At 67.0% G+C, this 24352-nt stretch carries 13 protein-coding genes; 4 read left to right on the forward strand and 9 right to left on the reverse strand.

The features are described from left to right. Positions 1–3: 3 nt before the first annotated feature. The 3 genes from SOM28_RS02765 to SOM28_RS02775 all read right to left on the reverse strand — a co-directional run bounded on the left by SOM28_RS02765 (position 4) and on the right by SOM28_RS02775 (position 5534). The gene (locus SOM28_RS02765; RefSeq protein WP_320467101.1) at positions 4–1674 is read right to left on the reverse strand and encodes a sodium:solute symporter family transporter; all 1671 of its coding nucleotides are present in this window, start codon (positions 1672–1674) and stop codon (positions 4–6) included. 274 nt (positions 1675–1948) lie between these two features. Beyond that, positions 1949–4717 (reverse strand): glycosyl hydrolase 115 family protein, encoded by a 2769-nt coding sequence (locus SOM28_RS02770; RefSeq protein WP_320467102.1) that lies wholly within the window; start codon positions 4715–4717, stop codon positions 1949–1951. 7 nt (positions 4718–4724) lie between these two features. Beyond that, the gene (locus tag SOM28_RS02775; protein WP_320467103.1) at positions 4725–5534 is read right to left on the reverse strand and encodes an NAD-dependent epimerase/dehydratase family protein; all 810 of its coding nucleotides are present in this window, start codon (positions 5532–5534) and stop codon (positions 4725–4727) included. 186 nt (positions 5535–5720) lie between these two features. On the opposite strand from SOM28_RS02775, the gene SOM28_RS02780 reads away from it, so the two are divergent. From SOM28_RS02780 to SOM28_RS02795, 4 genes are all read left to right on the forward strand, one after another. Next, the gene (locus SOM28_RS02780; RefSeq protein ID WP_320467104.1) at positions 5721–8669 is read left to right on the forward strand and encodes a glycoside hydrolase family 2 protein; all 2949 of its coding nucleotides are present in this window, start codon (positions 5721–5723) and stop codon (positions 8667–8669) included. Between the two features lie 197 nt (positions 8670–8866). Beyond that, positions 8867–12019, forward strand: coding sequence for a TonB-dependent receptor (locus SOM28_RS02785; RefSeq protein WP_320467105.1), 3153 nt, complete (start codon positions 8867–8869; stop codon positions 12017–12019). A gap of 69 nt (positions 12020–12088) precedes the next feature. Continuing rightward, complete coding sequence (locus tag SOM28_RS02790; protein WP_320467106.1) at positions 12089–13120, forward strand: glycoside hydrolase family 43 protein; 1032 nt, start codon at positions 12089–12091, stop codon at positions 13118–13120. A 46-nt stretch (positions 13121–13166) separates the two neighbouring features. Further along, positions 13167–16970 carry a beta-galactosidase gene (locus SOM28_RS02795; RefSeq protein WP_320467107.1) on the forward strand — a complete coding sequence of 1268 codons (3804 nt, stop codon included), beginning with the start codon at positions 13167–13169 and terminating at the stop codon, positions 16968–16970. 330 nt (positions 16971–17300) lie between these two features. Here the strand turns inward: SOM28_RS02795 and SOM28_RS02800 are convergent, their stop codons facing one another. The 6 genes from SOM28_RS02800 to SOM28_RS02825 all read right to left on the reverse strand — a co-directional run bounded on the left by SOM28_RS02800 (position 17301) and on the right by SOM28_RS02825 (position 24287). Next, the gene (locus SOM28_RS02800; RefSeq protein ID WP_320467108.1) at positions 17301–18698 is read right to left on the reverse strand and encodes an FGGY-family carbohydrate kinase; all 1398 of its coding nucleotides are present in this window, start codon (positions 18696–18698) and stop codon (positions 17301–17303) included. A gap of 14 nt (positions 18699–18712) precedes the next feature. Continuing rightward, entirely contained in the window at positions 18713–19765 is a 1053-nt protein-coding gene (locus tag SOM28_RS02805; RefSeq protein ID WP_320467109.1) for an ABC transporter permease, read from the reverse strand. Next, positions 19762–20781: an ABC transporter permease gene (locus tag SOM28_RS02810; RefSeq protein ID WP_320467110.1), complete on the reverse strand. Its 1020-nt coding sequence runs from the start codon at positions 20779–20781 to the stop codon at positions 19762–19764. The genes SOM28_RS02805 and SOM28_RS02810 overlap by 4 nt, the downstream gene beginning before the upstream one ends. Then, on the reverse strand, positions 20778–22337 hold the full coding sequence (locus SOM28_RS02815) for a sugar ABC transporter ATP-binding protein (RefSeq protein WP_320467111.1): 1560 nt from the start codon (positions 22335–22337) through the stop codon (positions 20778–20780). Before SOM28_RS02815 ends, SOM28_RS02810 begins: the two co-directional genes overlap by 4 nt. A 73-nt stretch (positions 22338–22410) precedes the next feature. Beyond that, positions 22411–23430, reverse strand: a complete 1020-nt coding sequence (gene rhaS, locus SOM28_RS02820; RefSeq protein ID WP_123068359.1) for a rhamnose ABC transporter substrate-binding protein — start codon at positions 23428–23430, stop codon at positions 22411–22413. Then, positions 23427–24287 carry a DeoR/GlpR family DNA-binding transcription regulator gene (locus SOM28_RS02825; protein WP_123068358.1) on the reverse strand — a complete coding sequence of 287 codons (861 nt, stop codon included), beginning with the start codon at positions 24285–24287 and terminating at the stop codon, positions 23427–23429. Before SOM28_RS02825 ends, rhaS begins: the two co-directional genes overlap by 4 nt. Between the last annotated feature and the right edge of the window lie 65 nt (positions 24288–24352).

Below are 24352 nucleotides of genomic sequence, written 5' to 3' on the forward strand. Positions count from 1 at the left end.
AGCTTACCACCCGATGCCATAGATGGCGACCAGCAGCACGCAGATCACGGCCGAGCCCAGCGCGAAGCCGCCATCGACCCGGAACAGCGAACGGTCGATGTGCATGCGCTTGAGCGTGCCGTCCTGCGCGGCCATCTTGCTCATCACGACCATGCCGATGACGACCATGATGAACACGATCAGCATGCGGTCGAGGAAGGGGATTTCGTACACGCCGGCGCCGTTGTCGACCGCGAAGCCGATCGGAGCCAGGAACGACAGGTCCATCGCCAGCGGCAGGAACTTGAGGAACACCGAGAACACCAGGCCGCCGATGGTGGCGAACATCGCCGCCGCCGCCGTGGTCTTGCGCCAGTAGAACCCGAGCAGGAACATCGCCAGGATGCCGGGCGAGACGAAGCCGGTGTATTCCTGGATGTACTGGAATCCGCCCTTCTTGTCGATGCCCATCAGTGGCGCCAGCAGCACGGCGATGGCCATCGAGGCCACTACCGACACCCGGCCGATCCACACCATCTTCTGCTCGCTGGCTTCGCGGTTGAAGTGCTTGTTGTAGATGTCGAGCGTGAAGATGGTGGCGATGCTGTTGGCCTTGCCGGCCAGCGAGGCCACCACGGCCGCCGTCAGCGCCGCGAAAGCCAGGCCCTTGATGCCGGCCGGGAGCAGGGCGAGCAGGGTCGGATAGGCGCGGTCGGGATTCAGTTCGCCGTTCGGACGCATGGCGTCGCCCAGCGTGCCCGAGCGGTCGAGCGCATAGGCGGCGATGCCCGGCAAGACGACGATGATCGGCATCAGGAGTTTCAGGAAGGCCGCGAACAGCAGGCCCTTGCGCGCCGTGTGCAGGTCGGCGCCGAGCGCGCGCTGGATGATGTACTGGTTGCAGCCCCAGTAGTTCAGGTTCACGATCAGCATGCCGCCGATGATGGTCGACATGCCGGGCAAGTCCATATAGGCCGGATTGTCGCGCGACAGCACCATGTCGAAATGTTCGCCGGCGCGCAGATACAGCTCACTCATGCCGCGCAGCGCGCCCTGGCCGCCGGCCAGCGCCGCCACCAGGTCGAGCGCGATCCAGGTGGTGACCAGGCCGCCGATCACGAGGCACAGCACCTGCACCACGTCGGTGTAGCCGATCACCTTCATGCCGCCCAGCGTGATCACGGTTGCGAACACTGCCAGGAACAGCATGCAGGCCATCACGTCCAGGCCGGCGATGCTGCTGATCGCCAGCGCGCCGAGGTAGAGGATGGCGGTGAGGTTCACCACTACGTAGAGGCCCAGCCAGAACACCGCCATGGTGGTGGCCACCGCCTTGCCGTAGCGCTGTTCGAGGAATTGCGGCATCGTATAGATGCGGTTCTTGAGGTAGACCGGCATGAAGAACACGGCCACGATCACAAGGGTCACGGCCGCCATCAGTTCATAGACGGCGATCGCCATGCCGATGCGGTAGCCGGAGCCGCTCATGCCGATGAACTGCTCGGCCGAGATGTTCGAGGCAATCAGCGAGGCGCCGATCGCCCACCAGGTGAGGGACCCCTCCGCCAGGAAGAAGTCGTGGGTGGCCTTGCCGCTGGTGCGCTTCTTGCGCCAGTAGATCCAGATGCCGTAGGCCGAGATGGCCACGAAGTAGACCAGGAAGACAAACGTGTCGAGCGTGGTGAATGGGGTCATGGGTCGATGTCTCTATGCCGCCGGGGTCTTGTGTCCCGGTCGTGGTTGTCAGTCAGGCGCAGCCTCGTTTGCCAGGCCGTCGCCGTTGCTGTGGTGCGTCATTGCGCCAGCTCAGCGATAGTACCGCAGAACTTTCGTTTTCGGGTGGCCGCTCTGCTCGAACTGATAATTAATGAGGAAAATGGCCGTTTCGAAGGGTTTCGAAAGTGTTTGTCGTCGTTTCCTTTCGATTCATGCGTTGCGTTTACCTTTGTAGTTGGCGACCTGCGCCGCGTCAGTCAGCAGACGGCATGCCGTAGTATTCCGGCGCCCCGTCCATCACGACGTCGATGCGGTCCAATACCACACCCGGATCGAGCGCATAGACGCGCAAGGTATGCAGGCCCGGATCGAGCCGCGCCCGCGCGCTGCTGCGTACCGCCATATTGCCCAGCACATTGCGCTTCCATTCGTCGCTGCGGCCGACCGTCGTGTAGTCGAAGGTCTCGAGTGGCCCATCGTCCAGCTGCACGGCGATGCGCAGGCGGTTTTCGGCCGTCAGTGCATGTACGGGCACGGCGACCAGGCGCAGCGTGGCGCCGCCTTCAGTGCGGGTCTGGAAGCGGTATTCGAGCGGCGCCACGCCTGCCAGCGCCTCCGGGCCGCGCGACGGCAGGTCCAGGCGCGCACGCATGGCCTTGCCGGACGTGCCCAGGCCGGGCAGGGCTTCCCAGTCGGGCGATGCCGTGGCGCTGGCCGCCGGCAGCACGACGATGCGTTCGCGCTCGCCCGGCAGGGCAGTGTCGGCGGCATGCGCCTGCAGGTTCACCTTCAGCGCCTGCGCGCCGCAGCGCAGGGTAAGCGCGGGGCTGGCGCTTCCGTCGACATGCAGCACCAGGCGCTGTTCGTGGCCGTTGGCCGCGTCGAGACGGCCCGACGCCGCATCCAGGCGCACGCCGCGCGCCTCGGGCGCGACCGACCAGGCGGCGTCCTGGCCGCCATGGCTGACCAGGGTCAGCGTGCGGCTGACCGCGCGTCCGGCCGGCACCGCCAGCTGGCTGGCTTCGACCGAATGCGGCGCCGGGTAGACCAGGCCGCAGCCGCGCCGCGTGGACGTGTCATAGGTCGGGTAGACCGGTTCGGCGAACACCGGCAGCCGGCGCGGCGCGACGTCCATGAAATGGGCCCACTTGCCGTTCGCCAGGGCGTTGTAGGCGGCGGCATCGGCCGCGATGGCGGCATGCGCCCGCCGCGCCTGGCGTACGTACAGGTTCGAGGAGGGCCGCTGCTGGCGCGCGTACTCCGCGGCCAGGTCGAGCTTCAGGATGCGCTCGTTCAGGCTGGCGCTGGAGCGCACCGGATACAGCACCAGCTGGAAGTAAGCGTCTGCCAGCTGCGCAGGCAGCCGGTCCTGGAGCGCCTCGGCACGCCGCACCAGGGCGTGGTAGGACGCCAGGCGCCGCTCGGCTTCCTCGCCGCCGGTGCGGACGTATTCGGTGGTGCGCACCGGGCGCGTGGGTTCGGTCTGGCTCCAGCCCATGAATTCCGGGCGCCTTTCCCAGGCCAGGCGATAGTATTCGAGCTTGATCGCCGCGACTTCTTCACCGTGGGCGGCGCCGAACTGCCGTCCGGCCCAGGCGGACAGGTGGCGCGCCGGCTCCTGGCCCAGCACCCTGGCGTCGAAGGCGGCGTCGAGGAAGTACTCGGCCAGGTATTCGTTGGGCTTGATGTCGCCCACGTTCAGCATCCACAGGCGATGCGCGCCGGTGGTCCAGGCGCGCTGGAGCTGGTCGCGGATCAGCGCCGGGTGGGTGGTGCCGAGCCACAGGTAGTCGTGCGGGCGGCCCCAGTACGAGACGTGGTAATAGATGCCATTGCCGCCGCTGCGCGCGCGTTCGCGCGCCGTGCCGAGCTGGTTCAGGTAGCCGTAATTATCCTCGGGCCAGACCAGGGTCACGTCGTCCGGCACCCGCAGGCCGCCGTTGTAGTAGTCCAGCACCTCCTTGTACATCGTGAACGCCTGCGGGATGCGGTCGGGGCTCTGGCCGACTCTGCGCGCCAGTATCGCGCGCTGCGCCGTGATGACTTCTTCCACCTTCGCCCGGGCCTGGTCCGGCCCGCTGGCGCCTTCCATGGCCGAATCGTGCACGCCGCGCAGGCCGAGGGTGTAGACGTTGTCGAAGCCCTTGACCTCGTCCACACGTTGCTGCCAGTAGCCCAGCAGCGCGTCGCGGTTGGTGAACCAGTTGAATTCTCCGAAGCCGGCCTGCCATTCGCCGACGTTATTGCGCATCATCGGCTCGGCATGCGAGGTACCGATCACGATCGCATGGTCGTCGGCTGCCTGGGCATTGCCGGGGATCGTGTAGAACGCCTTGGTGCTGTCATGCATCGCGGGCCAGAGCAGGTTGGCTTTCAGGCGCCACATCAGCTCGAATACGCGGGAATAGGTCCGCGGGCCGATGTCTTTTGCTGGATCGTGGGTTTTGGCGGCCCACGGCTGCAAGCCCCAGTCCTCGTCGTTGATGAAGATCCCGCGCCACGTCACCGAGGGCGCGGGGGACAGGCGCTGCGTACCGTCGAGCGTGAGCCCTGTCTTGCGCGCAGGCCTGACGTCGGCCCACCACTCCCAGGGCGAGATGCCCAGTTCGCGCGAGGCGTCGACCACGCCGTACACGGCGCCACGCCGGTCGGCGCCGACGATCAGCAGTACCTCGCGTCCGTCGGCGCGGCCCATGGCGCGGACGTAGCGCTCGCGCTGCCCGGCGAGCGGCGCCAGGTCGGCGCCGATGGCGCCGGCGACCTCGCGCACCAGGGCGGTGCCGGCGCTGCCGATCACAATGCAGCGCTGCGGGCAGTCGCCAAGTCGTTCTACACGCCGGCCGGCAATGCCGGTCAGCGCCTCCAGGTCGCGGCCCAATAGGTCGGCGGCCAGGCGGGTGGTAGCGCTGCCGTCGGTGACGAGCAGGGGCAGGGCGCCATCGCGGTCCAGCGCGAATGGCTGGGCATGGGCAGCGCCGCCACTCAGCAGCGCGGCAAGGGCAAGCAGGCCGGGAATCTTCATCGAGGCCTTATTGCGGATATTTCGGACCGGTAGTCACGAACGCGCCACCCTGCAGGAAGGTGCTCAGGTCGTCCTCCGGCGGATAGGCGAACGGTTGGCCGCCATCGACGGTGAACCGCGCCGAGCTGTCACCGGCCTGGAACGCCAGGTGGCGCGCCTCGCGGTCATCCCACCAGCGCCCCGGGTTGTCGGAGACGCCGAAGGCGATGGTGTGACCGACACGCGGCGTGACCAGCGCGCGCCGCAGCAGTTCGACCAGGTCGTCCAGGCTGAGCCAGGTGACCATCTGGCGATGGGTCACCGGCTCGGGGAAGCAGTAGCCGATGCGGATGCAGACCGTCTCCACCCCGAAGCGGTCCCAGTAATAGCGAGACAGGTTCTCGCCCCAGACTTTCGACAGGCCGTAGTAACCGTCGGCGCGCGGCAGCATGCCGGCGTCGACCCGCTGGCTCGTCTCGTACATGCCCATCGTGTGGTTGCTGCTGGCGAAGACGACGCGCCGGATGCCCAGCTTGTGCACCGCTTCATAGAGATTGACCATGCCCAGGATATTGGCCTGCATGATGGGCGCGAACTCGACCTCGGTCGACACGCCGCCGAAGTGCAGCACCGCGTCGACGCCCTCGCACATGCGCATCACCTGCGCGCGGTCAGCCAGGTCGCACTGCACCACTTCCTCGTTCGGACCGGCGGGACCGATATCGGCCACGTCGGCCAGGCGCACGATGTCGGCGAAATCGTGCAGGCGCTCGCGCAGGCGGCGGCCCAGGTTGCCGCCGGCGCCGGTGAGGAGGATGCGTCTGAATGGTTTGCTCATGATGTCGCTGCTGGTGAATGAAATACGTCAAGGCCGCCATTACCGGATGATTCGGCGCGCCCGTCAATCCGGATGACGCGATCGGTCACGATGTTGAGTGATTCGAGACCGGGCCGCACAGGCGGGTCCGGATGCTGAACAATACCGGCACTGGCGCACTAATACATTAGCCGGATGGAGACATTCATGGATAGCACCGCACTGGCCCTGGCCGTCCTGTTGGCCGCTGCATCGGCAGCCACGCCTGCCTGGGCCGCCCGGGCCCAATACGATTTCAACCCCGGCTGGAAGCTGACGGTCGGCGACCCTGCCGGCGCCCACCTGCCGGGCTTCGATGACGGCGCGTGGAAGCCGGTGACCTTGCCGCGCGCCTGGAACGAGGACGACGCCTATGCCAGGGACATCGTCGACCATTCGACCGGGATCGCCTGGTACCGCAAGCGCTTCACCATCGAGGACCGCGCGCCCGGGCAGAAGGTGTTCATCGAGTTCGAAGGCGCGCGCCAGGCGGCCGAGGTGTTCGTCAACGGTCGCCGCATCGGCCTGCACGAGAACGGGGTGACGGCCTTCGGCTTCGATATCGGCGCCGCGCTGGTCGCGGGCGAGAACGTGGTGGCGGTGCGTACCGACAACCGCTGGGACTACCGCGAGCAGGCCACCGGCCAGCGCTACCAATGGGCCGACCGAAATTTCAACGCCAACTATGGTGGCCTGCCCAAGAACGTGCGCCTGCACGTCACCGAATCGCTGTATCAGACCCTGCCCCTGTTGTCGAACCTGGGCACGACCGGCGTCTACGTTTACGCGCGCGATTTCGATATCCCGGGCCGCAGCGCGACGGTGACGGCAGAATCCGAGGTGCATAATGGGTCACACCAAGTGCGCAGCTTCACGTATGAGGTGGAAGTGCGCGACAAGGACGGCAAGGCGGTCGCCCGTTTCGCCGCCGCGCCACAGACTGTCGCCGCCGGCGCCACCGTCACCGCGCGCGCCGGCGCGAAGGTCGAGGGGCTGCATTTCTGGAGCTGGGGCTACGGCTACCTGTATGACGTGGTCACTACCCTCAGGGTCGACGGCAAGGCGCTCGACAGCGTCGTCACGCGCACCGGCTTTCGCAAGACCGGGTTCGGCGACGGCATGGTCAGGCTGAACGACCGCGTGCTGCAGATGAAGGGCTACGCCCAGCGGACCTCGAACGAATGGCCGGCGGTGGGCCTGTCGGTGCCGCCCTGGCTGAGCGACTACAGCAGCGGCCTGGCGGTGGAGAGCAATGCCAACCTGATCCGCTGGATGCACGTGGCGCCCTGGCGCCAGGACGTCGAGTCGCTCGACCGCGTCGGCCTGATCCAGGCCATGCCGGCCGGCGATTCGGAGCGCGACGTCGGCGACCGGCGCTGGGGCCAGCGGGTGGAGGCGATGCGCGATGCAATCGTTTACTTTCGCAACAACCCCAGCATCCTGTTCTACGAGTCCGGCAACAAGGGCGTGAGCGCGGCCCACATGGCCGAGATGCGGGCGCTGCGCGACCGCTACGACCCGCATGGCGGGCGCGCCGCCGGCAGCCGCGAGATGCTGGGCGGCGCGTTGCAGGAGGTGGCCGAGTACGGCGGTGAGATGCTGTACATTAACAAGAGCGCGCGCAATCCGATGTGGGCCATGGAATACATGCGCGACGAGGGCGCGCGCAAGTTCTGGGACGATTTCTCGCCGCCGTTCCACAAGGACGGCGATGGCCCGCTCCACAAGGGGCAGAGCGCCGCCACCTACAACCGCAACGGCGACAGCTTCGCGCTCGAGACGGTGCGCCGCTGGCATGATTACTGGCGCGAGCGTCCCGGCACCGGCAAGCGTGTCTCGAGCGGCGGCGTCAACATCATTTTCTCCGACAGTAATACCCACCACCGCGGTGCCGAAAACTACCGCCGCAGCGGCGAGGTGGACGCGATGCGGATCCCGAAGGACGCGTTCTTCGCGCACCAGGTGATGTGGGACGGCTGGGTCGACGTCGAGCGCCCGCGCGCCCATATCGTCGGGCACTGGAACTATGCCCCGGGAACGGTCAAGCCGGTACACGTGATCTCCAGCGCCGAGCAGGTCAGGCTGATGCTCAATGGCCGGGACCTGGGGCCTGCGCGCCAGAGCGACCGCTTCACCTTTACTTTCGATGCGGTGGCGTTCGAGGCGGGAGAACTGAAAGCGGTGGGCATCGATGCGCGCGGGCGGCAGGTGTGCGTGGCGGTGCTCATGACCGCCGGGCCGCCGGTTGCCTTGCGCCTGTCGGCGATACCGTCCCCGCACGGCCTGCGCGCCGACGGCGCCGACCTGGCCCTGGTGCAGGTTGAGGCGGTCGATGCCGCCGGCCGGCGCAATCCGGTCGCGCTCGATACGGTGCGCTTCGAACTGGCAGGGCCGGCCGAATGGCGCGGCGGGATCGCGCAGGGAGCGGACAACCACGTGCTGGCGCGCACGCTGCCGCTGGAAGGTGGCGTGAACCGCGTCCTCGTACGCAGCAAGACCGACGCTGGCAAGATCGTGCTGCGTGCCCGTTCCGACGGCCTGGCCCCAGCTGAATTCGCGCTGGCGTCGACACCGGTTGCGGTCAATGGCGGCCTGGCGGCGCTGCCGGCGCCGCCACCACTGCGCCTCGCACGCGGCCCGACCCCGCCGACGCCATCGTTCGCGCCATCACGTATCGCGGTGCCGGTGGCAGGCAGCACCGCGGCAAGCAACGGCGAGCGCGCCGCGCTGTCGGTCGACGATGACGAGACCACGAGCTGGGCCAACGAGCCCGGTGTGCCGGCCGAGATCACGTATCGCCTGGCGCGGCCGGCGCTGCTGCGCGAGCTGGTCCTGAAGCTGACCGGATGGCGCGAGCGCAGCTATCCGCTGCGCGTGTTCGTCGATGGCGCCGAGGTGTACCGGGGCACGACGCCGAAGAACCTCGGTTACGTTACCTTGCCGCTGGCTCCGCGCAGCGGCAGCGAAGTGAGGATCGCGCTCGACGGACAGGCCGATGACGCGGGAGCGATCCGGATGCTCGAAGTGGCCAACCAGGCCAATGCCGACGCCGGCGCGCAGCAGGTCGCGCGTTCGCAGCTGTCGATCGTCGAGGCCGAGTTCTACGAGCTGCCCTGATGCGGGGAGTGCGGCTTGCGCACCATGCACATCCCGGGAATCGCTCAGTCGATTGAGCGATTCCCGGTTGGAAGTACGCCTTTCGATCAGGTGCATGATTCTTTCAATGCCATATGGGATCGGGCAACTATACGCACATAGAATGTTTTCAAGGCCAGGCAGTACATCTAAAACAGAGCCCTTGGAGACAACGACCGATGAACCATGCAACGACACGCACGCAAGTGCTTCACCCGACCCGCTGCGCGCGGGCGGTAGCCGCAGTGATCGCCATCCTCGCCGCGCACGGCGCGCTGGCGCAGGAAGCCGCCCAGACCGCACCTTCGGCCAGCGCGCCGCCGGCCACAATCAGCGATGCCGCGACCGCGCCCGCAATCGTCCACATCGCCGGCACGCGCCGCTCGGTGGCCTCGGCCATCGACCGCAAGCTGCGCGCCAGTACCGTATCCGATTCCATCGTGGCCGAAGACATCGGCCAGTTCCCCGACAAGAACGTGGGCGAAGCGCTGTCGCGCGTGACCGGCGTGCAGTTGTCGCGCGATTTCGGTGAAGGCTCGCAGATCTCGATCCGCGGCGTCGAGCCTGACCTGAACCGCATCGAGATCAACGGCATGTCGGTGCTCGGCACCGGCGGCGGCGCCGGCCGCGGCGCCGAGCTGCGCGAGCTGGCGTCGGAGCTGATCGGCTCGATCGACGTCTACAAAGGCATCACCGCCGACATGACCGAGGGTGGCGTCGGCGGATCGGTGTCGATCAAGACCCGCAAGCCGCTCGACTTCAAGGAGCCGACCATCGGCACCAGTATCGCGGCCGAGCACTCGACCTCGCGCGGCGGCGTGCAACCGCGCGGCAACCTGTACATGGCCGACAAATACCTGAACGGCAAGCTGGGCCTGATGGCCAACTTCGTGTACGACGAGGTACACACCCGCAACGACTACGCGCGCAACACGTCTTGGCGCTTCATCCAGGACTGGGACAAGTCGCCCGAGAAGACCGTGGTCAGCACCGATCCGCGCCTGGCCGGGATCGGCGACGCGGCCAGTTGCGGGACTTCGGGCCTGACCAGCGCCCAGGCGGACGCCTGCCGCCGCCAGTGGTTCGATTACTCACCGGGCATTGCGCGCTACGGCATCTGGACCCGCGACCACAAGCGCTCGTCGGGCGAGGTCACCGCGCAGTACGAATTCAGCAAGAACTTCAATGCCTGGGTCAGTTACCAGGCCAATACCCAGCGCCAGCGCCTGAACGACCGCAACTTCGGCACCGATTTCCCGGATGCGAATCGCCTGGCAAACGCCGGCCAGGCGCCGGTCTACAATCAGGCCACCGGCGTGCCGACCACCGTCGGCACCTGCGTCCCGGCGGCCACGACGCCGGACGATATGGTGATCACGAACCACCACGTTACGTCCTACACCGTCGGCAACTGCCTGTACGCGGCAGGCCGCGGCGGGCAGGGCGCCTTTGGCACCTCGGCGCGCGACTTCCAGCTCGACATCGATTCGCGCTACACCACTTCGGGCTTCCTGTACAAGCGCGACCGGCTCGAGATGGAAGGCCTGTTCGGCACCTCGCGCTCGATGTACGACAGCGACAGCAACAATATCGCGCTGACCCAGAATGCGCCGGGCCTGAAGGTGACGCTGGACGACCAGGGCCTGCCGCGCTTTACCTTCCCGGCCGGCTACAGCCCGGATGACCCGGCTTCCTACGTCCAGGCCCAGCTCCAGTACCGCCCGAGCGAGACCAAGAACCAGGAAGACCAGGCCAAGATCGACCTGCGTTATCGCCTCACCACGCCGTTCTTCACCAGGGTGTCGTTCGGCGCCCAGGCGCGCAAGGCTGAATCGACGCAGTACAACGGTGGCGGCTACCTCGCCAGCAATGGCGCCAATCTGAGTTCCACGGCCGACGACATCAATGTGCGCGGCGCCAACGTCAATCAGACCGCCATCTACGATCCGTTCTATACCGGCGGCGCGCAGCGTCCGAACGACGCGCAGTCCTTCATCAACTCGGGTTATTCGACCAGCTACATGAATGCGGCGCAGATGGCGGCGCTGATCAACGCCGTCAGCGGCCGTTCGCCCGGCACGTTCTTCGGCGGCCTCGGGGACGTCAAGGGCATGCCGTCGGGCTGGATGTCGCCGGTGTTTGCGAATGCGGCGCCGTACTTCGACACCTCGGCCTTCAACCACGACTACCTGTATAACTCGCCTGGCAGCGACGGCAACACCTATGCGCAGATCCCGGCGTTCGGCGTGGAAGAGAAGATCGCCGCCACCTATCTGCGCCTGGACTGGGCCACCCAGCTGTTCGGCTATGAGGTCGACGGCAATATCGGTATGCGCTACACCCGCACCGACAACAAGTCCTCGGGCCTGCAGCGCTACTCGGTGCGTACCGCAACGTCTCCCGGCTCCTCGACCTACACCGACGTCGTCATGAGCAACGGGGTAGTCACGATCGACAATACCTACCACGACTGGCTGCCGAGCTTTAATGGCGCCTTCTGGTTCATCGACAACAAGTTCCTCGCTCGTGTCGGCTGGGCCAAGGCGATGGCGCGTCCGCGCATGGACTTGCTGGCGCCGAACGCCACCTGCGTCCTGGGCAGCGGCAATCCGCAGTTCGGGGGCGAAGGCATCGATACCTGCACCGCCGGCAATCCGGACCTGAAACCCTACCGCTCGACCAACAGCGACTTCAGCCTCGAGTACTACCCGACCCCGGACAGCCAGCTGTCGCTGGCCGTGTTCGAGAAGGACATCTCGAGCTATGTGATCGAGCGCGTGCTCACCCGCGACGTCGACATCTTCAAGAATGGCCAGCGCTTCAACGTCACCCAGGCGGTCAACGGCGAGGGCGCCACCACCAAGGGTATCGAGCTGGCCGGCCGTACCGCGCTGACCTTCCTGCCGGGCTGGCTGAGCGGTTTCGGCGTCGACGCCAACTACACCCGCATGGACTTCAAGTACGCGCCAGGCAAGGAGCGCCTGAACCTGCTCGACGACACCGTGCTGCCGTATCCCGGCATGTCGAAGAGCGCCTACAACCTCTCGCTGTGGTATGACCAGGGTCCGGTCAATGCGCGCCTGGCCTATACCTACCGTGACCGCTTCTTCACCGGCGCCAACGACGTCTCGGGCAATCCGGTGTTCCAGGAAAAGACCGGTTTCCTCGATGCGAAGATCCAGTGGCGCTTCAACGACCGCGTGTCGCTCGCGCTGGAAGGCAAGAACCTGACCGACGAAGTGCAGCGCAGCGATGCGGGCGACCCGTTCCGGATCAACGAACTGGCCTGGTCGGGACGCCGCTACTTCCTGACCCTGGGCGTCAAGATCTGATTTCGCTCCCGATGTCTGCAGCCAGCCGCCCTTGATGGGGTGGCTGGCTTTTTCGCTTGAGAGGACTCCATGAAACCCACTGCACTGCCGGTACTGTGCATGCTGCTGGCGCTGACGGGCTGCCAGGCGCCTCCCGCATCCGATGTTGATGCGGGCTTCGCCAACCCCCTGGTGCGCCAGCGCGCCGATCCCCATGTCACGCTGCATCCTGATAGCTGGTACTACTTCACGGCCACCGTGCCCGAGTACGACCGCATCGAACTGCGCCGCGCGCGCAGCCTCGACCAACTCGGCAAGGCCGAGGCCGAGGTGGTCTGGCGCAAGCACGCGGGCGGCGAGATGGGAGCCCATATCTGGGCGCCCGAGCTGCACCGCATCGATGGCAAGTGGTATCTGTACTTCAGCGCCGGCCGCGCCGACAAGGTGTGGGAGATCCGGCTGTACGTGCTGGAGAACAGCGCAGAGAATCCGTTCGAGGGCGAGTGGATCGAGCGCGGCCAGCTCAAGACCGGTTGGGAGAGCTTCGCCCTCGACGCCACCACCTTCGCGCACCGTGGCCAGCGCTATCTCTCATGGACCCAGGTCGCGCCGGATGGCAGCAAGGGCACCAATATCTACCTGGCGCAGATGGACGGGCCGCTGGCGATCCGCCAGCCGGCAGTGCTGCTGACACGTCCCGAGCACGCCTGGGAGAAGCGCGGTCATTGGGTCAACGAGGCGCCGGCGGTGCTGCTCAGGAATGGCCGCGTGCTGATGACGTATTCGGCCAGCGCGACCGACGCCAATTATGCGCTCGGCCTGCTGTGGGCGAAAGAGGACGCCGACCTGCTCGACCCGGCCGCGTGGACCAAGTCGCCGCAGCCAGTCCTGCGCAGCAGCGACAAGACTGGCCAGTATGGACCTGGCCACAACAGCTTTACCACCAGCCCAGACGGCAAGACTGACATCCTGGTCTACCACGCGCGCAACTATCGTGACATCGTGGGTGAACCGCTGCGCGACCCGAACCGTCACACGCGCGCGCAGGCGATCGGCTGGCGCGCCGACGGTATGCCGGACTTCGGTGAACCTGTCGCCGATAGGAAGGTAAGAGATCAATGAGGGAAACTGACGTTTCAAGTAACGATGTGCAGCAAAGGAGTAGGGTATGAAGTGGCATCTCTCGATGGCGGCCTGCGCCGCCCTGTGGTCGGCAGGACTGGCATCGGCGCAGGAGCTCGGCATTCCCCAAGGCTCGGGCCAGCAGGCTGCACGTGACGCCGGCAAGGCCGGCGACAGCGCCGGCCAGGTCGTCCTGATGCCGGCGCTGACGGCCGGTGCGGCCAATGCGTTGAGCATCCTGGTGTCGAACGATGGCGCCGATTTCACCTCGCTGGCTTCCGAGACCTGGACGCCGCCATCCGGCGCCCTGCGCGAGCCGGCGCTGGCGCAGCACGCCGATGGTCGCTACTACCTGGCATATGCGAACGGCGCGGGCGGCATCGGCCTGGCCCGTTCCCCCGATCTGCGCCAATGGGAATTCGTGCGCGACATCCCGCTGGGCGGTGCCGGCCAGGCCGGCAAGCCTGGCTGGGTGCGCGAGCGCGATGGTACGCTCAAGCTCGTGTTCGCGAATGCCGGGGGCATCCAGGTGGTCGCGCCGGACTCACAAATGAACGACTGGTCGGCGCCACGGCGGCTGGAAGGGCTGGCCGGCCACCTCGACGCGGCCGTGCTGCTTGACGGCGAAGGCTATGTGGCGGTGGTGCGCCAGCAGGGCGGCCGGCTGGTGCTGGCGCGCGCCGGCGCCCTGGCCGGCCCGTGGAAGATCGAGACCACCCTGGATAAACTGGGCGCCGGCATGACGGCGACGGCCCTGGTGCGTCATGGCTCGGCCTTGCGCCTGTATGGCAGCGACGCCGCCCGGCGCGCATGGCATGCCGACAGCCTCGATGGGGGCCGCAGCTGGGGTGAACGGCGGCGCCTGACCGGCACTGCCGCGATGGCGTCCGGCTTCGGCGCGCTGGCTGCCGATGGCATGGCGCTGGCCGGCGTTTCGGTTTCCAAGAGCCAGCCGCGCAAGGTCAGTTGGGACCAGTACTCGCTCAAGATCGACGGCAAGCGGGTGGTGGTGTGGTCGGGCGAGATCCACCCGTTCCGCCTGCCGAATCCGGCCCTGTGGCGCGACGTGATGCAAAAGATGAAGGCGCTGGGCTTCAATGGCGTGGCCTTCTATTTCGACTGGGGCTACCACTCGCCGGCGCCCGGCGTCTACGATTTCTCCGGCATCCGCAACGTCGAGCGCGCGCTGCAGATTGCCAAAGAGGAGGGCATGTACATCATCGCCCGCACCGGCCCTTACATCAATTCGGAACTGACCGGCGGCGGCTATCCCGGCTGGATGTTCCGCAACCGCGGCGAAGCGCGCACCGACGATCCGGTGTACCTGGCGGCGGTGGACGAGTGGATGACCCAGGTGAATGCGATCATCGCACGCCACCAGGTGACCGATGGCGGCGGCAACGTGATCGCCTACCAGCTCGAAAACGAGTTGGGCAAGGTAGAGCCCAAGCACGTGCGCCAGATGGAGCACCTGGCGCGCAAGGCGCGCCGCGACGGCATCACGGTGCCGTTCTTCCACAACTCGGCAGGCCGCCTGCCCGACTGGACGCCGAAGGACTCGAGCGCGGCATGGGCCAATCCCGGCCCGACCGACATCTACGCCTTCGACGGCTACCCGGGCGGCAGCTGCGACGTGCACGCCAATCCGGCGGGCGCCAACAAGGCGCCCGACTGGGGCATCTACGGCGCGCCGGGCCCCCGCGCGGGCGCGCTGTCTTCCCCCGCCACGCCGGGCTTTGCGGCGGAACTGGGCGGCGGCTGGTTCGACTACTGGGGCTCGAACGGCACCTATGCCTGCACCGCCGAGCGCCAGGGCAAGGGCTACCAGCGGGTGTTCTATGGCACTAACCTGATCAATCGGATCACGATCCACAACGTCTACATGACCTTCGGCGGAACGTCCTGGGGCTGGCTGGCCGGCCCGGTGGTCTACACTTCGTATGACTACGGTGCGGCGATCTCGGAAGACCGCAGCCTGCGTCCCAAGGCCTACGCGCTCAAGCAGCAGGGCATGTTCGTGCAGGCTGCCGAGGCGGTGCTGGCAGAGATGGACAAGGGGCCATCGCTGGCGCCGTTGGACGGCAAGGTCAAGGTTTACCACAACGTCAACAAGCGCCTGGGCACCCACGTGGTGTTCGCGGCCCACAACCCCGTTGATGGCAAGGGAGAAGAGCGCTTCAGCGTCAGGCTGACCACGCGCGACGGCGAGTACACGATCGCGTCGCTGCTTCGCGGCCAGGACGCGCGCATGCTGCTGGCGTCGTACGACATGGAACGCCAGCGCCTGGTGTATTCGACCTCCGAGCTGCAGACCCACCTGCGCGACGGCGAGCGCGACATCGCGCTGCTGCACGGGCGCGATGGACTGGAGGGCGAGACCGTGCTGCGCTATGCGGGCGCGCCCAAGGTCGAGGTGCTGGCGGGCCAGGTGCAATCGCGCTGGGACGCAGCCAAGGGCGACCTGGTGCTGAACTATGTGCACGACGGCCTGGCGCGGGTCCGCATCTCGGGCGGCGGGCGAGCCCCGATGTTGCTCCTGCTGGCGGACGAACAGACCAGCATGCGCTTCTGGACCCAGGACACCGGCGCCGGTCGCGCCTTGCAACTGACGCCGGCGCTGGTGCGTTCGGCGCGGCTCGCCGACGGCGAGCTGGCAATGACGGGCGACGTCGACCAGGATGGCGCCATCGAAATCTGGGGCCCGGCGTTCGAAACGGCCAGCTTCAACGGCCAGCCATTGGCGCTCACGCCCCAGCCGGACGGCAGCGTGCGTGCAAATGGCGTGAAGGGACCGGATGCGGTGCGCGTGCCGGACCTGGCGCGCCTGGCCTGGACCCGTCGCATGGACAGCCTGGAAGCGGCGCCGCGCTTCGACGACAGCGCCTGGGTGCAGGCTGACCGGCGCGCGTCGGCGGCCCAGACCTGGACCATGCCCGAACGCGGCCAGCCAACGCTGGCGATGAGCGACTACGGCTTCCACCACGGCGACGTGTGGTATCGCGGCCGCTTCACCAGTACCGATCCGAAGGCCAACCAGCTCGAGTTGTTCTACGGAGCCGGCGGCGCCGGCATGATCCAGGTATGGATCGACGGCCGCTTCGTCGGCCAGCACGAGCTGGACACCGGCCGCTCGTTCCCGGAGACCACCGACAGCGTCAAGCTCGACCTGGGCAAGCTGACTCCGGGCGAGCACGTGATCGCGGTCATGGTGCGCAACAACGGCCACAACTGGAACCTGATGGCGGACGACTTCCACCGCGAGGCGCGCGGCCTGATCTCCGCCTCGCTGACGAGCCGCGGCGGCCAGCGCTTCGGCACGCCCATCGCCTGGCGCATCCAGGGCCGCCAGGGTGGCGAGGAACTGGTCGACCGCGTACGCGGCCCGATGAACAACGGTGGCCTGTACGGCGAACGCGTCGGCTGGCACCTGCCATCGGTCCCGTCCCAAGGTTGGCAGTCGACGCGTCCAACCGACGCCCCACCAGCCGCCGGCACTTATTGGCTGCGCACGCAATTCAAGCTCGACCTGCCGCGCGACCACGACGTCCAGCTGGCCCTGGCCTTCGGCGACACGGCCAAGCCCCGCTCCGACCGCGACAACCGCGCGCTAATCTTCGTCAACGGCTGGAACATGGGCCAATTCATCGCCCACATCGGCCCCCAACGCACCTTCGTTATCCCCCCGGGCATCCTGAACCCGAACGGCGAAAACACAGTAGCGCTCGCAGTAACCACCGACGGCCGCCCCGAAAACGCCCTGGAGCCCATCAAGCTCCTCCCCCTGCGCACCACCCGCGGCGGCGTCCCCCTCGAAATCATGACCGGCCACGACGAGCACCCCCAAAAATAGCGCGCCCATCCAATCAACAAATAGGGTCAGAGTCGAATTGTTTGCCAACTTCAGTAAATCAATTGGCCAATAATTCGACTCTGACCCTAATAATTTGCTGGGCAATTGCTTGGAAATTTGACTCTGACCCTAATTAGGAGGCTAGATCGTGCCGATCAATGGCTTTTGCGCATTTATGTGGTCGTCAGAGAAAGCGGCCGCCGTTGGCCGTCACGGTTTCCCTATCATGGGCCTGCCGTGGCACTCAAACAAATAGGGTCGGAGTCGAATTGTTTGACAACTTCAGTAAATCAATTGGTCAATAATTCGACTCTGACCCTAATTGTTGGGTTATTGGGCGTGGGATAGGTGCGGGGTGGCTGTGGGAAGGGCGGCGCGCCAGGCGGTGCGGTAGGCGGAGAGGCCGGTGACGCTGCGCGGGGGCTTGGGGTGGTGTTGGGTGGTTGGGGTGGCGTCGCGGTAGCGCAGGAGCCAGCCGCCGCAGGTGGTGCCGCTGGCGTCGTCGGAATAGGCCAGGGCCTGGTGGGGGCGCAGGCTGGCCAGCAGGGGGCCGAACCAGGGGTTGGCGGTGAAGGCGCCTTCGACGGTGATCGGGCCGCGGGCGCCGAGCGCGTCGAGGCAGTAGTCGGTCATTAGCACGCAATACAGCGTGGCGAGCGCGAAGCGTTCGCCGACGTCGAGCGGAGGCGGTCCCTTGATATGGCCTTGCCGGCCTGCGAAAGGGCCGCCGCCGTCGGCGAATCCCGGGAGCGCCATCGTGCCGCGCGCGATTATTTGTTCGAGTTGTTCGAACGAGCAGGTGGCCGGCTGGTCGCCGGCCAGTGCGCCGAATTCGCGGCCGCCCATGAAGCGCATGCAGGCTACCGGTTGGCCAAGGGCGTTGGTGTTGGCCAGCATGTCGGCATCTTCGCGCAGGCCATCCAGGCTGGCGCCGAAGGCGGCCGCGATCAGCCAGGTGCCGGTCGAGAGCACCGTGCGTGGTGCGGTGGCGCCATCGCGGCCCAGGTGGCGCAGCAGCGATGCGTTGCTGTCGTGGATGCCGCAGAGGACTTCGCAGCTTGGCGCCAGCCCGGTGGCTTGCGCGACCTCGGGGCGCAGCACGCCGAGCGCGGTCCAGGCCGGCGCCAGCGGTGGCAGCTGCGGCTCCCAACCCATGCGCGTCACGAGCGACGAGTAGTCCTGGTGCACCGGGTCCCACATATCGGTGTGGCAGCCGAGCGATGTCACCTCGCCGGCCGCCACGCCGCACAGGCGCCAGGCCCAGTACTGCGGGTACATCAGGATGTGGCGGGTCCGCGCGAAGGCTTCCGGGTGCTGCTGCTGCAGCCAGGCGAGCTGGCGGCCGAGGTTCAGGCCAGACGGCAGCAACGGAGAGTAGGTCTGCGCATAGGCCGGCCGTAGCGCGGCGTAGTCGAGCCCCGGCAGCGCCGCCTCGTAGTCGAGCACCGGCAGCACCAGGCCGTCGTCGTCGACCAGGGCGGCGGTGGCGCCGTGCGTCACAGGCACGATCGCCGTCACCCGCGCCTGGCCGGCGTAGGCGCGGCAGGTGGTCAGCATCCAGTCCCAGATGCCGTCGGTATCGTGGTGCGGATAGGGGCCGTCGTGCAGGATCGCGTTGGGCCGGCGCCGTTCGGCCAGCAGCCGTCCGGTGGCATCGACCAGGGCCAGCTTGACGTTGGTCTTGCCGATGTCGAGTACGATCAGGGCGTCGTCCGGGGTCGCTTGCATGGGATCGCGCTCCATCAATGGCGGGTTGGCTTGCCGCGCAACAGGCGCGACAGCGCGATGGTCGCCAGCAGCAGCACGCCCACCACGATCGTCATATAGATGCCGGGCACGTTGGCCAGCGCCAGGCCATAAGTGACCGCGCCCATCGTCAGTACCGCGAGCAGCACGCCGCCGATGGTGCCGGCGCCGCCGGCGATGCTCACGCCGCCCAGGATCACCATGGTGATGATCTCGAGCTCCCAGCCGGTGGCGATGTTGGGCCGCGTGCTGCCGATGCGGCCGGTCAGCAGGAAGGCCGCCAGGCCCGCCATCGCGCCGGTGAGCATGAACAGTCCCAGGCGGTAGCGGTCGACCGCGATGCCCGAGAAGCGCGCGGCATCCGGATTGTTGCCGATCGCGTAGATGCGGCGGCCCGCCGTGGTGGCATGCAAGACCACGGCAAACAGCAGCGCGAAACCGAGCAGGATCACGAAGGCGCGCGGCACCACGCCAAAGAACGTTCCCTGTCCCCAGTCGGCCATCAACTGCGGATAGTTGGTGAAGGCCTGGTCGCCCAGCGCCACGCTGGCCAGGCCCCGGTACAGGGCGATGGTGCCGATGGTGACGACGATCGAGGGCAGCATGAAGCGCGTCACCAGGAAGCCATTCAGCCAGCCGCAGGCCAGGCCGGCGCCGACCGCCACGAACAGCAGGGCCCCAGCCGGCACGCCTGCCGTGTGCGCCATGCCCATCGCCACGGACGACAGCGCCAGCGTGCCGGCCACCGAGATGTCGATCTCGCGGCAGATGATCAACAGCGCCATCGGCAGCGCGATCAGGGCCTTCTCGCTGAAATTGACCGTCCCGTCGAGCAGGTTGTAGGGATCGAGGAAGTGCTCCAGCGTGACGCCGCCGGCGACGAATACCGCCAGCAGCAGCAGGGCGAGCAGGGTCTCCCAGCGCGCCAGCACATGGCGCAGGCCGGGCCGCTGGCGGTCGAGGATCGTATAACGCGAGGTGTGGCTGGATTCGTTCACGGTCTTGGTGTCAGGTAGGGTTTCGACCTCGGCGATGCTGGTCGCATTCATGCTGCGCTCCTTGCGGCATTGGGTTCGGTCTGGTGCAGCGGCAGGATCTGGCGGCTGCGCTTGCGGTTGCCGCCGGCATTGAGCAGCACGGCGACCAGGATCACGGCGCCGGTCAGCGCGCTTTGCCAGAATGGCGAGACCTGCAGCACCGGCAAGGCATTGCCGATCACAGACAGGAACAACGCGCCGAGCACGGTGCCGAGCACCGAGCCGACGCCGCCGGCGATGCTGGCGCCGCCGATCACGCAGGCGGCGATCACGGTGAATTCAAAGCCATAGGCGATCTCGGTATAGGCGACCGCATAGCGCGCCACCCACAGGTAGCCGCACAAGCCCGCCACCATGCCCGAAAGGCCATAAGTCCACAGCAGGCGGCGCGCGGTCGGAATGCCGATGTAGGCGGCGCATTGCGGCGCATTGCCGATCGCGTACAGGTCGCGGCCGAAGCGGGTGTGACGGGCCAGGAAGGCCATCGCCAGCACCGCGCCGAGGGCGATCCACACCAGGTGCGGCAGGCCGAACAGGCGCTGCAACGGGAAGCCGATGAAGTTGGCCGGCATCTGGTGCGCCGACACCCAGGCGCCGCCCGAGATCACGAACACCAGGCCGCGGTACACGCTCATGGTGCCCAGCGTGACCACGATGGGCGGCAGCGCCAGATAGCCGATCAAGCCGCCGTTGACGAGGCCCAGCGCCAGGCCGGTGCCGGCCGCGGCCAGCATCACGAACAGCAGCGGCAGTTCCGGGTTGTTCGACGCCAGCATCGCCGCGACCATGCCCGACAGGGCCAGGTTCGAGGCCACCGACAGGTCGATACCGCGGGTGACGATCACCAGCATCTGGGTCAGGGCCAGCATCACGAGCAGGGTGCTGTCGGTGAGCAGGTTGGCCAGCGAGGCGGTGGTGAGGAAGACCGGGGCGCGCAGGCCGACCAGCAGCACCAGCGCGACCACCATCACGGCCAGCAAGGCTTCACGCTGCCTGAATATCCCAGTCAGGGAGACACGCTTGTTCATGGCGCCGCCTCCAGTCCCAGGTCGACCCCGGACGCGGCCGCGACCACCGTCTCGGGCGAGGCCTGCCCGCGCGTGAATTCACGCACCACGCGCCCCTGGCGCATCACGACCACACGGTCGGCCAGACCCAGCACCTCGGGCAGTTCGGACGAGACCAGGATCACCGACAGGCCGCGTTCTACCAGCCCGCTCACGAAGCGGTGCACGGCGGCCTTGGAGCCGATGTCGATGCCTTTGGTGGGTTCGTCGAGGATGATGACCTTGGGATCGGTGGCCAGCCATTTGCCGAGCACCACCTTCTGCTGGTTGCCGCCAGAGAGCTCGTCGACGTTCTGGCTCAGATAGGCGGCCTTCAGTTCGAGCTGTTCGGCGAAGCGGCGCGCCAGCGCGGCCTCTGCCCGGGCGCGGGGAAAGAAGCCAAATGTCGACAGGATCGGCAGCGTGATGTTGTGCATGATCGGCATGGTCAAATGCGCGCCATGATGCTGGCGGTCCTCGGGCACATAGGCCAGACCGCGCGCGATCGCTTCGCCCGGATGACAAAATACCGCCGGCTGGCCCTCCAGCCGCACGCTGCCGGTCACCCGCGACGTCAACCCGAACAGCGCCTGCATCACCTCCGAACGGCCGGCGCCCACCAGCCCATAAAAGCCGAGGATCTCACCCTTGCGCAGGGTGAAGCCGACATCCTGGAATTCGGTCGGATGGCACAGCCCCTCGACCTCCAGCAGCGGCGCGCCGATTTCCACCGCGGCCTTGGGATAGGCCTGGTGCACCGCACGGCCGACCATCAGCGCCACCAGCTCCGGTTCCTTCACGTCGGCCAGGCGGCCTTCGGCCACGAACTGGCCGTCGCGCAGCACCGTGTAGCAGTCGGCCACCTCATAGATTTCGTCGAACTTGTGCGAGATGAAGATGACGGCGGTGCCGCGCGCACGCAGCCCGTCGATGATGCGATACAGCTCGCGGATCTCGCGCTGCGACAGCGCGGCGGTGGGCTCGTCCATGATCACCACGCGCGCATCCTGCGACAGCGCGCGCGCGATCTCGACGAAGTGGCGCTGCGCCACCGACAGGTCGCGCACCCGCGCACGCACCGGCAGCGATACCTCCAGGCGCGCAAACAGCTCCTCGGCCTCGGCCTCGATGCCGGCCCAGTCTATGCGCCGCGCCGGGCCGCGGGTCGGATGGCGCCCAACATAGATGTTCTCGGCCACCGACAATTCGTCGAACATCACGGTTTCCTGGTGCACGGCGGTGATCCCGGCGGCCATCGCTTCCTGCGGGCTGCCGAAGGAGACGGGCTTGCCGTCGAGCAGGATCGCGCCTTCGTCAGGACGGTGGATCCCGGTCAGGGTCTTGACCAGGGTCGACTTGCCGGCCCCGTTCTCGCCGATCAGGGCCATGACTTCGCCCGGGCGGATGGACAGGCGCACGCCATTCAGGGCGCATACGCCGTTGAAGCGCTTGGTGATGCCGGTCAGCTGCAGTACCGGCGCGGCGGGCGCGCCGTCGTGCGGGCGCAGGGGAGGGCTTGTCAGTTGGGTCACTGGCATATTGGTGTTGCAAACGGATGAAAGGCGCCGCGCGCATCGACCAGGCGGTCATGCGCGCGGCGAACGGGCCGGGTCAGAACAGCTTCGCGAACTGGTCGACGTTGCCGGCGTTGTAGGTGAACGGCGGGCCGAGGGCGGTTTCGCCATTCGCATCCAGCGTCACGGCGCCCAGGCGGCCGACCGAGACGATCGCGCCATCGCCCGTTTGCGCCTTGCCGGCCACGAACTGGTGGGCCGCGAAGGTAGCTGCGTAGCCGAGATCGATCGGATTCCAGATCGCGAACTCGCGCACCGCGCCGCTCTTGACGTGGCCGGCCATCTCGGACGGCAGGCCCAGGCCGGTGACGAAGACCTTGCCCACCAGGCCTTCGTCGGCCACCGCCTTGCTGGCGGCAACGATGCCGACCGTGGTCGGGGCGATGATCGCCTTCAGGTTGGGGTGGCTGCGCAGCAGGCCGATGGCTTCGCGGTAGCTCTTGTCCGACTGGTCGTCGCCATAAACGGTCGCCACCAGCCTGAGGCCCGCGTACTGGGGCTGCTCGAGCGTTTTCTTCATGACGCCGATCCAGATGTTCTGGTTGGTCGCCTGGGCCGACGCCGACAGGATTGCCAGGTCGCCTTTGCCGTTCAATTCGGCCGCCGCCATCTCGATCTGCTTCTGGCCGATCAGCTCCGCGTTGGAGGGATTGAGCTGCATCTGGCGCCCGTCGGGGGCCAGCGCGCTGTCGAAGGAGATCACCTTGATCCCGCGCTGCATCGCCTTCTTGGCGATCGGCACCAGGGCGTTGGGGTCGTTGGCCGAGACCACGATCGCATCGACCTTCTGGCTGATCAGCGAATTGATGATCTCGATCTGGCCTTCGGCGCTGGGCGTGGTCGGGCCGGTGTAGATGATCTCGACCCCGCCGATCTCGGCGGCGGCGTCCTTCGCGCCCTGGTGGGCGGCATCGAAGAAGCCGTTGCCCAGGCTTTTCACGACCATCGCGATGCGTGTCTTTTCAGGCGCGGCTTCGGCCTTCTTGTCGGCGCAGCCGGCCAGGCCGGCAATCATGCCGACGGCCGCCGCAGCGAGCAGGAGCTGTTTGATCTTCAATGCGAAATCTCCATCAGGGCTGCGGACTGCAAGTCATATTGGGGGCTGTAGCGCGTGGTGCGCAGCGCCGGCAGGTCGCCGTCGGGTTCGACGGTGACGACCTTCACGCCATACTGCTCCAGCAGCTGCACCGCCTTGTCGGAGGCATCGGTGTCGGTGATCACGGTGGACACGCGGTCCAGGCCGCACAGGATCAGGCCGGCCTTGCGCGCGAACTTCGAGCTGTCGGCCAGCACCACCAGTTCCTCGGCCTGGCTGATCAGGCGCTTCTCGGCCTGGATCAGCAGCGGGTCGGCTTCCATCAGTCCCAGCAGCGACAGGCCGTAGACGCTCATGAACATCTTGGTGGCGTAGTGGTGCTGGGTGATGTCGTTGTCGAACGGCGAAAGGATGACATTCTGCTCGCGGTACACGCGGCCGCCCGGCACGATGATCTCGTTCTCGCTCGAGACCAGCAGACGCTCGGCCATCAGGAAAGAGTTGGTCAGGATCTTGAGCTGCTTTTCGGTGAGGAATTCGGCCATCATGAAGGTGGTGGTGCCACCGTTGATGATGATCGTCTCGCCGTCGTTGCACATGCCCGCTGCATGGCGGGCGATGGCGCGCTTGCGCGAGGCGAAGCACTGGATATTGTTCTGGAACGTTTCGCTGGTCAGCGGGAACTGGCGCGTCTTGGGCAGCAGGTTCTCTGCGCCGCCCCGGGTGCGGGTGAGTAGATTGCGTCCCGCCAGCCAGCTGATGTCGCGCCTGACCGTTGCCGGGGACGCGTTGAGCCATTCGACAAGCTGCTGGACCGTTGCCGTCTGGTGCTCGGCAAGCAGTTTCAGCAAACGCTTGCGGCGTTTGTGATTCACCATATTGTGTCTCCTCCGTAAGCCGTCCGGATGTGTGCGGCATGGGGCCCGTCGTTCCATGCCTCTTT

Source organism: Massilia sp. CFBP9026 (assembly GCF_034045165.1).
GTDB classification, from domain to species: Bacteria; Pseudomonadota; Gammaproteobacteria; order Burkholderiales; family Burkholderiaceae_D; genus Telluria; species Telluria arenae.